Source organism: Rahnella contaminans (assembly GCF_011065485.1).
Taxonomy (GTDB): domain Bacteria; phylum Pseudomonadota; class Gammaproteobacteria; order Enterobacterales; family Enterobacteriaceae; genus Rahnella; species Rahnella contaminans.
In genome coordinates this window covers 309,045-321,506 of sequence record NZ_JAADJS010000002.1, presented here as the reverse complement: position 1 = coordinate 321,506, position 12,462 = coordinate 309,045, and the positions used below count along the sequence as shown (strand labels likewise).

Sequence of the window (12,462 nt, the reverse complement as noted above, 5' to 3'; positions counted from 1 at the left end):
TTACCCATTCATCTCCTATGGGAATTTTCATAATTGTATTATCCACAGAATAAGCCGAATTACTGAAAAAGAGATTGGAGCGTGCGGGGAGGATAGTGACGGGCACTCAGGAAGAATGCCCGTTGCGGTGTTTACTTGCGACTCAGACGGCCACGGCGGAACAGATTACGGCGGATTCGCGTCAGTCCGGCTTTCGGTTTCTTCGGCTCATCAAGACAAGCCAGCACCAGCTCCAGCACGCGTTCAGCCACGTCACGATGACGCTGAGCGACCGCCAGAACAGGACATTCGAGGAAATCTAGCAGCTCGTTATCGCCGAAAGTCGCAATCGCCAGATCCACCGGCAGACGCCCTTCGGTTTTCAGCGTCACGTCCATCACGCCCTGCAACAGCTGGAATGAGGTGGTAAATAACGCCTGCGGCATCGGGTTGGTTTTCAGCCAGTCGGCGAAAACAACCGCCGCTGATTCGCGATCGTACGCATTGGCGTACAGATATTTTGGCTGGCGTGAATCTTCTGCCCACGCCTGGCGAAAGCCCTGCTCGCGCAGGAAACTCACGGAAAGCTCCGGCAGTGCGCCGAGATAGAGTACTGACTCAGCCGGGAATGTGCGCAGTTCCTGCGCCAGCATCAGGGCGTCGTCTTGATCAGCGCCCACGACGCTGATGAAATGCTCAGGATCCAGCGCACGGTCGAGCGCAATGATCGGGAAATCATCGTTGGCCCAGCGTTGATAGAAAGGATGCTCCGGTGGTAATGACGTGGAGATAATTATCGCATCAACCTGCCGCTGAAGCAGATGTTCGATGCACCGCATCTCGTTATCCGGCTGATCTTCAGAACAGGCGATCAGCAGCTGATAGCCGCGCTGACGGGCCTGACGCTCGAGGAAATTGGCGATTTTGGTGTAGCTGGTGTTTTCCAGATCGGGGATCACCAGACCAATTGAACGTGTACGGCCGGCACGCAAACCTGCTGCCACCGCATTCGGGTGATAGTTATGTTCCTTCACGACAGCCATGACTTTTTCGACTGTCTTATCGCTGACACGATACTGTTTCGCCTTGCCGTTAATGACATAACTGGCCGTCGTACGCGAAACGCCCGCTAACCTCGCGATCTCATCCAGCTTCACTGAGAAAACCCCTTAATAAAGATAATGCTTTATCTAACCGCAGAAGCCCCTGCCGGGCAAGGTGTTTTACCGAATCGCTTCACCTGACTCGCAAAAAAGAAAGCCCAACGTAAGGGTTGGGCTTTCAGTGAGCAGACAAATGTTACATCTTGCTGATTATTTACACTTTAACACATGATCTTGTCGCCGCGTGAAACACCGACCACACCGGAGCGCGCCACTTCCACAATTTCTGCCACATCACGGATGCTGGCTAAAAACGCATCAAGTTTGTCACTGGTTCCTGCAAGCTGAACGGTGTAAAGCGTGGCGGTGACATCGACGATCTGGCCGCGAAAAATCTCGGTAGAACGCTTCACTTCTTCGCGGCCATAACCGGAAGCCTGTACCTTCACCAGCATGATTTCACGTTCAACGTGCGCGCCCTGGATCAGTTCAGTTACACGCAGTACGTCGACCAGCTTATGCAATTGCTTTTCGATTTGCTCAAGCACCTTGGCATCACCGACGGTCTGAATGGTCATACGGGACAACGTCGGATCATCGGTCGGGGCCACGGTCAGGCTTTCAATGTTATACCCACGCTGAGAGAACAGGCCGACTACGCGGGACAACGCGCCCGATTCGTTTTCCAGTAATACTGATAAAATCCGGCGCATGATCAGGTCCTCTCCGTTTTGCTTAACCACATTTCGTCCATCGCACCGCCACGGATGTGCATCGGGTAAACGTGTTCTGTTTCATCAATGCTGATATCGACAAATACCAGACGATTTTTCTGTTCGAGTGCCAGCGCCAGTTTGCTTTCCAGCTCTTCAGGCTTACGGATAGCAATACCCACATGTCCGTAAGCTTCCGCCAGTTTGACGAAATCAGGCAGTGACTGCATGTAAGACTGGGAATGGCGGCCGGAATAAATCATGTCCTGCCACTGTTTCACCATGCCGAGATAACCGTTGTTCAGGTTGACGACAATCACCGGCAAATCGTATTGCAGTGCGGTAGAAAGCTCCTGAATATTCATCTGGATACTGCCGTCACCAGTCACACAAATCACGGTTTCATCCGGCAGTCCGAGTTTGACACCCAGCGCAGCGGGCAGGCCAAAGCCCATCGTGCCAAGGCCACCGGAGTTGATCCAATGGCGCGGTTTGTCGAACTTGTAATACAGCGCAGCAAACATCTGGTGCTGGCCGACGTCAGACGTCACATACGCCTCGCCTTTGGTCAGACGATGCAGCGTTTCGATAACCGCCTGAGGTTTGATGGTGCCGGTATTTTTGTCATAGCTCAGACATTCGCGCCCGCGCCAGTTCTCAATATTCTGCCACCAGTCACGCAGCGCATCGAACTCCTGCTTCTCATCGCTTAGCGCCAGCAGTTCCAGCATCTGAATCAGCGTCTGCTTCGCATCGCCGACAATCGGGATGTCCGCATTGACTGTTTTGGAGATAGAGGTCGGGTCGATATCAATGTGCATGACCGTCGCATTCGGGCAGTACTTCGCAAGATTGTTGGTGGTCCGGTCATCGAAACGCACGCCCACACCGAAGATCAGATCCGCATTGTGCATCGCCATATTAGCTTCGTACGTACCGTGCATACCCAGCATGCCGAGGCTCTGACGATGCGTGCCCGGGAACGCCCCCAGCCCCATCAGGGAACTGGTCACCGGCAGATTCAGTTTCTCAGCCAGTTGCAGTAATTCAGCATCACATTCAGAGTTGATCGCGCCGCCGCCGACATACAGCACCGGTTTTTTCGCGTTCAGCAGAGTCTGAACCGCACGTTTGATTTGACCGCGATGGCCCTGCACGGTCGGGTTATAGGAACGCATCGTGACCTGCTCAGGATAGGCGTAAGGCAGCTTGATTTGCGGGTTCACCACGTCTTTCGGTAAATCGACCACCACCGGACCAGGGCGGCCGGTTGATGCCAGATAAAACGCTTTTTTCAATACAGTCGGAATATCTTCCGCGCGTTTTACCAGAAAACTGTGTTTCACCACCGGACGGGAAATCCCCACCATGTCGCATTCCTGGAACGCGTCATACCCAATGAGTGAACTGTGTACCTGGCCGGATAGCACCACAAGTGGAATGGAATCCATATAAGCCGTGGCAATACCGGTGATAGCATTGGTTGCGCCGGGACCGGAAGTCACCAGCACCACGCCCACATCGCCTGTGGCGCGCGCATAACCGTCAGCCATATGAACAGCACCCTGTTCATGTCTCACCAGCACATGATCAATCCCACCGACCGTATGCAGGGCATCATAGATATCCAACACCGCTCCGCCGGGATAACCGAATACGTGCTTAACGCCCTGGTCGATTAACGACCGGACGACCATCTCGGCTCCTGACAACATCTCCATGGTTTTGCCTCCAGGCTTTTTGCTTCTTTTATAGGATGACTTTTCTTTCAGCTAGCTGTTCTATCAGGCAACGATTTAATGATAATTCGCTGAATTTTAGGACTTTCTTTCGGGCTTAAAAAACCCTGCTGTTCTTATTGGCGTTCACGAATCTAACTCAGTACCTTAGCGTCAGAACCTGAGTCAGGCAAACGCCAAAAATTGTCCGGAACTGTTGTTTTTTTGCCTCACGCTGCCTTCACTCGCCCGTTCGGGACAAAACACTGCCTGTGTGCGGGAACCAGTCAGAAATATCAGGAAGGTCGGAAAAATTACAGTATTAAATTATGTCCGGGGCTGACATAGAAATCAGGAGGAAACCGGCAAACGGGCGTCGGCCGGTCTTTTTAGCAGAAAAGCGGTAAACGGCAGGTTCGCAGTTACTCGCGATAAAGCTGATCAATTTCCTGCTGATAGCGGCTGAAAATGATCTTCCGTCGCAGTTTGAGCGTCGGCGTCAGCTCACCGGCTTCCATCGTGAAAGGTTTGGTCAGTAGCACAAACTTTTTCACCTGCTCAAAACCGGCCAGATCGTGCTGGATCTCACGCAACTGATGCGCAAAGAGCGACAGGATCTGTTCGTTTTTCACCAGCCCGTCGCGGTTGAAATAATCAATGTGATGCGCCTGGGCATACATGTTCAGCACATCAAAATCCGGCACGATCAGCGCGGAAACAAAATGCCGTTCATCGGCAATTACCGCCGCCTGTTCAATGTAACGATCCTGCACCAGCGTGCCTTCGATCCGTTGCGGCGCGATGTATTTCCCGCCCGACGTTTTCATCAGATCTTTGAGACGTTCAGTAATGAATACGTTGCCCTGCTCGTCCATTTTCCCCGCATCGCCGGTTTTGAACCAGCCATCAGCGGTAAAACTGGCGGCAGTTTCAGCTGGCTTATTAAAATAACCCCGCAGCAACGTCGGGCCGCGCACCTGGATTTCATTTTCATCCCCAATGCGCACTTCGATCTCAGGCAACGCCGTTCCTACGGATCCAAAACGAAAATCTTTTTCTTCCCAGCAGGTCACCGTGGCGCAGGTTTCCGTCAGGCCATAACCGTATTTAATGTGCAGCCCGAGAGATTCGAAAAACAGAATGACATTGTCATCAAGGCTCGCACCGGCAGCAGGCAGAAAACGCAAATTCCCGCCGAGTAATCCACGCAGCTTTTTCAGCACCAGCTTGTCCGCCAGAAAATGAGCCGGAGAAAGCCAGAACGAATAACGTTCGCCGCGACGTTCCGTCAGATACTTTTCTTTGCCCTGCGCCACCGCCCAGTGGAAAAGTCGTTTTTTCAGCGAGCCCGAACGCGCAACTTTATCGTGGATCGCGCTGAAGACTTTTTCATAGAAGCGCGGAACGGCGCACATGACCGTTGGTTTAACTGCCTGCAACGCATCGCGAACCAGATCGGTTTCCCGCAGGAAAACATTCTGCGCGCCGGAGTGGAGCACAAAAAAACTCCAGGCCCGTTCAAAGACGTGCGCCAGCGGCAGAAAACACAGCGAAACATCGCTGTCCGAAATGCTCAGGCGTTCTTCATGTTGCCGGAGTTGCGTCGCCATGCTGGTGTAATCGAGCATGACGCCTTTCGCCTCGCCGGTGGTGCCCGAGGTGTAAATCAGCGTGAATAAATCATCCAGATTGCTGGCATTGACGCGGACTTCACGTTCGGCAGAAATCAGCCGGTCTTGCGGAACAAGCTGGAAAACGTGACGGGCCATCGCGATACCGCGCAGGTCAACGCTGCTGTCCAGCACAAAAATATGTTTCAGCTGTGGACACAAATCGCGCAAGGCAACCGCCGCGTCATACTGTTTCTGGCCCACAACAAACAGAATGCGGATATCGGCATCATTGAGCACATAAGCCGACTGGGAAGGCGTATTCGTTGCATAAATGGGCACGGTCACGGCACGTAACTGGAGGATCGCCAGATCGGCGATGGCCCACGCCATGGAGTTATTTCCGCAAATCGCGATGCGTTCCTGAACACTCACCTGTTCCTGCAATAACACGTCGGACAGGGCATCCACTTTTTCGCCAAGCTCGCGCCAGGTCAGGGAGGTTTCTGCCGCAGAGGTCCATTCACGGAAAGCAATCTGCTCAGCACGGGCACTGATTTGCTGGCGAAAACGGGTAATCAGATGATAGTTATTTAAGGTTGGATTCATTGAGTGTTTGTACCGGCATCCAGCGTAATCAGGAAAGGAGGAGGATCTGACTGCATAACGTCATTACAAAAATTTAACGCAGTCTACCGGCAAACCGTGCACGGTGAAATTAAATTGTGGGTGCGCAACGCGCTTTTGGAAAGGGAAACGGACGTTTTTTATTGCAAAAAAAACCTGCCTGTTTTTAACGAGGTTAAAAAAACAGGCAGGATAAAAAACTCCAAAGAACTTCATAACCAGCCACTTTTACTTCAGCCTAAGCCTCAGTAAAAGTGTGATTCGTTGGCTTACTACAAGGACAGAACGCATTGGCTTAATAAAGATTTCATCCACATATTCCCTTTATCTTTGCTGGAAGATTCATGCCAGGAAAGGTAGCAGGTCAGATGATTCTTCATCCACGGCAGAGGGATCACGGATAAATTGAGCATTCCGGCATTTGATTGTGCCAGCCAGCGCGGAACCAGGGCGACCATATCAGTCTTAGACACAATTTCCATTACGCTGAAAAGATCGGTTCCCTGATAAGTAATTAGAGATTGCAACTCAGGATCGTCGTAATAAGCCGAACTGAAGGAATAGAAACGATCCAGAACCATCACGGCGTGTTTTTCTTTCAGATATTTTTCATCTGACATATGCGGGCTAATACGCGGATGATTTTTCGCGGCGACCAGAACGAGTTCGTCATTAAATAATGCCTGATTACAAAAATCGGCACGCTCAAATTTACGATAACTGATCATAAACTCAATATTCTGGTAACGCAGCTGATGCTCGATATTATCATTGACGATGGTCTGCAATTTGATGCTGACGCCGGTTGATAATGTATCAATGGCATTTAAAACCTGAGACGTCAGGCGTTTATCCAGCGGGCTGCAAATCGCCACATTAAACTGGCGCATACTGATATTGGGGTCAAAACCGGCACCGGGCAACTCATTCATGACCAGTTGCAAAGCCTGGCGGACAGGTCCGAAAAGTTGGCGGGCGCGCATGGTGGGCTGAATGCCACGGCCATAACGCACAAATAAATCATCATTGAACATCACTTTCAGCCGGGCTACTGCATTACTGACTGCGGGCTGGGACATTCCCAGCATATTGGCAGCACGGGTAATATTCTGTAATTGCATTACAGCATCGAATACCGTGAGTAAATTCAAATCCACATTACGAAGATGTGTTTCGGCTTCCGGCTGCTTAGTTTTAATTTCTGTAGTGAAATCTGACATGAAGTTCTCCATCAAAATGACTCCAATAAAAGGAGTCATGACGTTAATAACTTGCTTTATAAAAACAGGACTTGGAGGAATATCAGACCTGCAGAAACAATGACCGGTAAATCCGTGAAATTTCATCATGTTAATTAGGAAAAGATATAGAAACGTCTTTCCTAATAATCATAAAGGGAAATATGAATCTCACTTCCCCCTTAAAAACTGATGATATAAGACAATAAAATAGTTGGGTAAACAACATGCGAAAAATGAATAATAAGTTAAGCAAAACTACATCATTCCTAATCTCCTGTATTAGAAAGGTAATTTACCTCGCTGTTTAAAACTGGTGTCTCTTTTTGGCCTTTTTATATACGCAGAGCGAGGGAAAAAACCGCAAAAAGCTTTGCGCCGGACAGGCTCCGGCAACCAGTTTTTTATGCTAAATGAGACAAAATATCATTTGCAAGGTTTTTCGCGATTTCCACACAGTGAAGGTTGACATACAAAGGACATTCCCGTATCACTTTAGGCACTGTTTGGACGATATCCGTTCTTACTACCCGATTATGAGAAGCTGAAAACATGTTCATGATTACCCGTCTCCTAGGCCTACTACTCAACGCAGAAAATTTGCGCGGTAAGCCAGTGGGCGAAAATCACAACTGATTTTAACTTCCACAGACAATAAACCCGCGCCGATGCGCGGGTTTTTTTTTATCTCCCCGCAGGGCGCGAAAATAAAACAGACAAGGAATAACCCATGAGCGAGCAAGTCATTATTTTCGATACCACACTGCGTGATGGTGAACAGGCGTTACAGGCCAGCCTGAGTGTGAAAGAGAAGATTCAAATTGCAATGGCGCTGGAAAGAATGGGCGTGGATGTCATGGAAGTCGGCTTCCCGGTCTCTTCTCCTGGCGATTTCGAGTCTGTACAAACCATCGCGCGCCAGATTAAAAACAGCCGTGTTTGCGGTCTGGCCCGTTGCGTAGACGGTGACATTGATGCCGCAGCCGAAGCGTTGCGTGTGGCCGAAGCGTTCCGTATCCACGTCTTTTTGGCAACCTCTACCCTGCACATTGAATCCAAACTGAAGCGTTCGTTTGATCAGGTATTGGATATGGCGATTCACTCCGTGAAACGCGCCCGTAACTACACCGATGACGTTGAATTCTCATGCGAAGATGCAGGCCGTACGCCGCTGGACAATTTGTGCCGCGTCGTAGAAGCTGCGATTAAAGCCGGTGCGACCACCATTAACATTCCTGATACGGTCGGTTACACCACGCCGGTTCAGTTCGGCGGCATCATTACTAACCTGTACGAACGCGTGCCTAACATCGATAAAGCGATTATCTCCGTTCACTGCCATGATGATTTGGGCATGGCGGTCGGTAACTCCATCGCCGCCATTCAGGCCGGTGCGCGTCAGGTTGAAGGCACGCTGAACGGTATCGGCGAACGCGCCGGGAATACCGCGCTGGAAGAAGTGATCATGGCAATCCGCACACGCAGCGACTACATGAACGTTCATACCAACATCAATCACAAAGAAATCTACCGCACCAGCCAGATTGTCAGCCAGATTACCAATATGCCTATCCCTGGCAACAAAGCGATTGTCGGGTCTAATGCGTTCGCACATTCCTCCGGTATTCATCAGGACGGTGTGCTGAAAAACCGCGAAAACTACGAAATCATGACGCCGGAATCTATCGGTCTGAACCAGATTCAGCTGAACCTGACTTCCCGCTCCGGCCGCGCGGCCGTGAAGCATCGTATGGAAGAAATGGGCTATAAAGAATCCGATTACAACATGGATCATCTGTATACCGCATTCCTGAAGCTGGCCGACAAAAAAGGTCAGGTTTTCGACTACGATTTAGAAGCACTGGTCTTCATTAATAAGCAGCAGGAAGAGCCGGAATTCTATCGTCTGGATAACTTCAGCGTGCAGTCAGGTTCCAAAATTACCGCAACGGCTTCTGTGAATCTGGCCTGTGGCGAAGAAATCATGACCGAAGCCGCCACTGGCAACGGCCCGGTCGATGCTGTCTATCAGGCCATCAACCGCATCACCGGCTATCAGATTGAGCTGGTCAAATACCAGCTGAGTGCAAAAGGTCAGGGTCGCGACGCACTGGGCCAGGTCGACGTTGTCGTCTCCTTTAATGGCCGCCGCTTCCACGGCGTGGGTCTGGCGACAGACATCGTCGAGTCCTCCGCACAAGCGATGGTGCACGTACTGAACAACATCTGGCGCAGCAAACAAGTTGAGATCGAAAAACAACGTTTGCAGCAGCAAAGTCAGCAACACAACAACATTCAAAATAATCAGGAAACGGTGTGAACATGAGCAAGACCCATCATATTGCCGTCTTACCCGGAGACGGAATTGGCCCTGAAGTTATGGCCCAGGCCTATAAAGTTCTGGACGCAGTGCGTCAGCGCTTTGGCCTGAAAATTACCACCAGCGAATATGACGTCGGTGGCGCAGCCATCGATAAACACGGCAGCCCGTTGCCGGAAGCCACCGTTGCGGGTTGCGAACAAGCTGATGCCATTCTGTTTGGCTCCGTCGGCGGCCCGAAATGGGAACATTTGCCACCAAACGATCAGCCTGAGCGTGGCGCATTATTGCCACTGCGTAAGCACTTCAAATTGTTCAGCAACCTGCGCCCTGCCCGTCTGTATCAGGGACTGGAAGAGTTTTGCCCGCTGCGTGCCGACATTGCCGCAAAAGGCTTCGACATTCTGTGCGTACGCGAACTGACCGGCGGTATTTACTTCGGTCAGCCGAAAGGCCGCGAAGGTCAGGGTCAGCACGAAAAAGCGTTTGATACCGAAGTCTATTACCGCTTCGAAATTGAACGTATTGCACGTATCGCGTTTGAATCTGCGCGCAAACGCCGCAGCAAAGTGACCTCCATTGATAAAGCCAACGTGTTGCAGACCTCTATTATGTGGCGCGAAGTGGTCAACGAAATCGCGAAGGATTATCCGGACGTCAGCCTGAGCCACATGTATATCGACAACGCGACCATGCAGCTGATTAAAGATCCGTCCCAGTTTGACGTGCTGCTGTGTTCCAACCTGTTCGGCGACATCCTGTCCGACGAATGCGCGATGATCACCGGTTCTATGGGTATGTTGCCTTCTGCCAGCATGAACGAGCAGGCGTTTGGTCTGTTTGAACCGGCAGGCGGTTCTGCACCGGATATCGCCGGTAAAAACATCGCTAACCCGATTGCACAAATCCTGTCTGCGGCGCTGTTACTGCGTTACAGCCTGGGCGCGGATGACGCGGCAAATGCAGTCGAACAGGCCGTCAATAAAGCACTGGAAGCAGGCCACCGTACCGGTGATCTGGCGAACGGCCAGCAGGCGTTGGGCACCAGTGAAATGGGCGACATTATTGCCCGCTTTGTGAAAGAAGGGGCGTAACATGGCCAAGACTTTGTACCAAAAATTGTTTGATGCTCACGTCGTTTACGAAGCGCAAAACGAAACGCCATTGTTATACATCGACCGCCATCTGGTTCACGAAGTGACCTCTCCGCAGGCATTCGACGGCTTGCGCGCGATGGGGCGTCCTGTGCGTCAGCCGGGCAAAACCTTTGCGACGATGGATCACAACGTATCCACCCAAACCAAAGACATCAATGCGAGTGGCGAAATGGCGCGCATTCAGATGCAGGAATTAATCAAAAACTGTGCGGAATTTGGCGTGCAGTTGTATGACCTGAATCACCCGTTCCAGGGCATCGTTCACGTCATCGGCCCTGAGCAGGGTATGACGTTGCCGGGCATGACCATCGTGTGCGGCGACTCCCATACCGCTACGCACGGTGCATTTGGTTCACTGGCCTTCGGTATCGGGACGTCTGAAGTTGAACACGTTCTGGCGACGCAAACCCTGAAACAGGGTCGCGCGAAAACCATGAAGATAGAAGTCACCGGCGAAGCGCCTGCGGGCATCACGGCGAAAGACATCGTACTGGCAATTATCGGTAAAACCGGCAGTGCGGGGGGTACCGGCCACGTGGTGGAATTCTGCGGTAAAGCCATTGAAGCGCTGAGCATGGAAGGTCGTATGACCCTGTGCAATATGGCGATTGAAATGGGTGCGAAAGCCGGTCTGGTTGCGCCGGATGAAACCACGTTTGCTTATCTGAAAGGCCGCCAGTTTGCGCCGAAAGAGCAGAACTGGGACGCCGCTGTAGAATACTGGAAAACCCTGAAAACCGAAGACGGCGCGAAGTTTGACACCATCGTGACGCTGGACGCCTCTGAAATCGCGCCACAGGTTACCTGGGGCACCAACCCGGGTCAGGTGATGGCCGTTAATCAGGTGATCCCAAATCCTGCTTCCTTTGCCGATCCGGTAGAACGCGCTTCCGCTGAGAAAGCGCTGGCGTACATGGATTTACAGCCGGGTATTAAACTGACCGACGTCGCAATCGACAAAGTCTTCATCGGTTCCTGCACCAACTCCCGTATCGAAGATTTACGTGCTGCGGCAGCGATTGCCAAAGGCCGTAAAGTCGCGACGGGTGTGCAGGCGATTGTGGTTCCGGGTTCCGGTCCGGTAAAAGCGCAGGCGGAAGAAGAAGGTCTGGATAAGATCTTCATCGAAGCCGGTTTTGAATGGCGTCTGCCGGGATGCTCCATGTGTCTGGCGATGAACAACGACCGCCTGGAACCGGGCGAGCGTTGCGCGTCTACCAGCAACCGTAACTTCGAAGGCCGTCAGGGCCGTGGCGGACGCACGCATCTGGTCAGCCCGGCAATGGCTGCCGCAGCAGCGGTCACCGGCCACTTCGCTGATATCCGTGAACTGAACTGAGGAAAACACCATGGCTAAATTTACCCAACACATCGGTCTGGTGGTTCCGCTGGATGCAGCTAACGTCGATACCGATGCGATTATCCCGAAACAGTTTTTGCAGAAAGTGACCCGCACCGGTTTCGGCCAGCATCTGTTCAATGACTGGCGTTTTCTGGATGACGCCGGTCAGGTGCCTAACCCGGATTTCGTGTTGAACAAACCGCGCTACAAAGGCGCGAGCATTTTGCTGGCGCGCGAAAACTTTGGTTGCGGCTCATCCCGTGAGCATGCGCCATGGGCACTGACTGATTACGGTTTCCATGCGGTGATCGCCCCGAGTTTTGCTGATATCTTCTACGGCAACTCGTTCAACAACCAGTTGCTGCCCATCACGCTGAGCGAAACGGAAGTCGACGAGCTTTTCCAACTGGTGAAAGACAACGAAGGCATTCAGTTCGAAGTGGATCTGGAAGCGCAAACCGTGAAAGCCGGTAACAAAAGCTATCCGTTTGTCATCGACAGCTTCCGCCGTCACTGCATGATTAACGGTCTGGACAGCATCGGCCTGACCTTGCAGCACGAAGAGAACATCTCCGGCTACGAGAAAAATCAGCCTGCATTTATGCACTGATTACCGTACGTCAGACATAAAAAAACCCGCGAACTTCGCGGGTTT

Annotated in this window: 9 protein-coding genes; 4 read left to right on the top strand and 5 right to left on the bottom strand. The window is 51.7% G+C overall.

All coding sequences use genetic code 11. The features are described 5' to 3' along the window. Positions 1 to 131: 131 nt before the first annotated feature. The 5 genes from cra to leuO all read right to left on the bottom strand — a co-directional run bounded on the left by cra (position 132) and on the right by leuO (position 6,970). Positions 132 to 1,136, bottom strand: coding sequence for a catabolite repressor/activator (cra, locus tag GW579_RS10620; RefSeq protein WP_152325138.1), 1,005 nt, complete (start codon positions 1,134 to 1,136; stop codon positions 132 to 134). A gap of 167 nt (positions 1,137 to 1,303) precedes the next feature. Further along, on the bottom strand, positions 1,304 to 1,795 hold the full coding sequence (gene ilvN / locus GW579_RS10615) for an acetolactate synthase small subunit (protein ID WP_165058995.1): 492 nt from the start codon (positions 1,793 to 1,795) through the stop codon (positions 1,304 to 1,306). A 2-nt stretch (positions 1,796 to 1,797) separates the two neighbouring features. Further along, positions 1,798 to 3,516 (bottom strand): acetolactate synthase 3 large subunit, encoded by a 1,719-nt coding sequence (gene ilvI / locus GW579_RS10610; RefSeq protein ID WP_165058993.1) that lies wholly within the window; start codon positions 3,514 to 3,516, stop codon positions 1,798 to 1,800. Positions 3,517 to 3,935: 419 nt separating this feature from the next. Then, a complete protein-coding gene (locus GW579_RS10605) occupies positions 3,936 to 5,732 on the bottom strand; it encodes an AMP-dependent synthetase/ligase (protein WP_165058991.1) in 1,797 nt (598 codons plus the stop codon). Between the two features lie 290 nt (positions 5,733 to 6,022). After that, a complete protein-coding gene (leuO, locus tag GW579_RS10600) occupies positions 6,023 to 6,970 on the bottom strand; it encodes a transcriptional regulator LeuO (RefSeq protein WP_165058990.1) in 948 nt (315 codons plus the stop codon). 748 nt (positions 6,971 to 7,718) lie between these two features. Between leuO and leuA the strand changes: the two genes are divergently transcribed. Genes leuA through leuD form a run of 4 tightly spaced genes read left to right on the top strand, consistent with a single transcriptional unit; the run spans position 7,719 to position 12,417 of the window. Further along, entirely contained in the window at positions 7,719 to 9,308 is a 1,590-nt protein-coding gene (gene leuA, locus GW579_RS10590) for a 2-isopropylmalate synthase (RefSeq protein WP_152325143.1), read from the top strand. Between the two features lie 2 nt (positions 9,309 to 9,310). Next, complete coding sequence (gene leuB / locus GW579_RS10585) at positions 9,311 to 10,402, top strand: 3-isopropylmalate dehydrogenase (protein WP_152325144.1); 1,092 nt, start codon at positions 9,311 to 9,313, stop codon at positions 10,400 to 10,402. Between the two features lies 1 nt (position 10,403). Next, positions 10,404 to 11,804, top strand: a complete 1,401-nt coding sequence (gene leuC / locus GW579_RS10580) for a 3-isopropylmalate dehydratase large subunit (protein WP_101075152.1) — start codon at positions 10,404 to 10,406, stop codon at positions 11,802 to 11,804. 10 nt (positions 11,805 to 11,814) lie between these two features. Then, on the top strand, positions 11,815 to 12,417 hold the full coding sequence (leuD, locus tag GW579_RS10575; protein WP_152325146.1) for a 3-isopropylmalate dehydratase small subunit: 603 nt from the start codon (positions 11,815 to 11,817) through the stop codon (positions 12,415 to 12,417). The last annotated feature ends 45 nt before the right edge of the window (positions 12,418 to 12,462 follow it).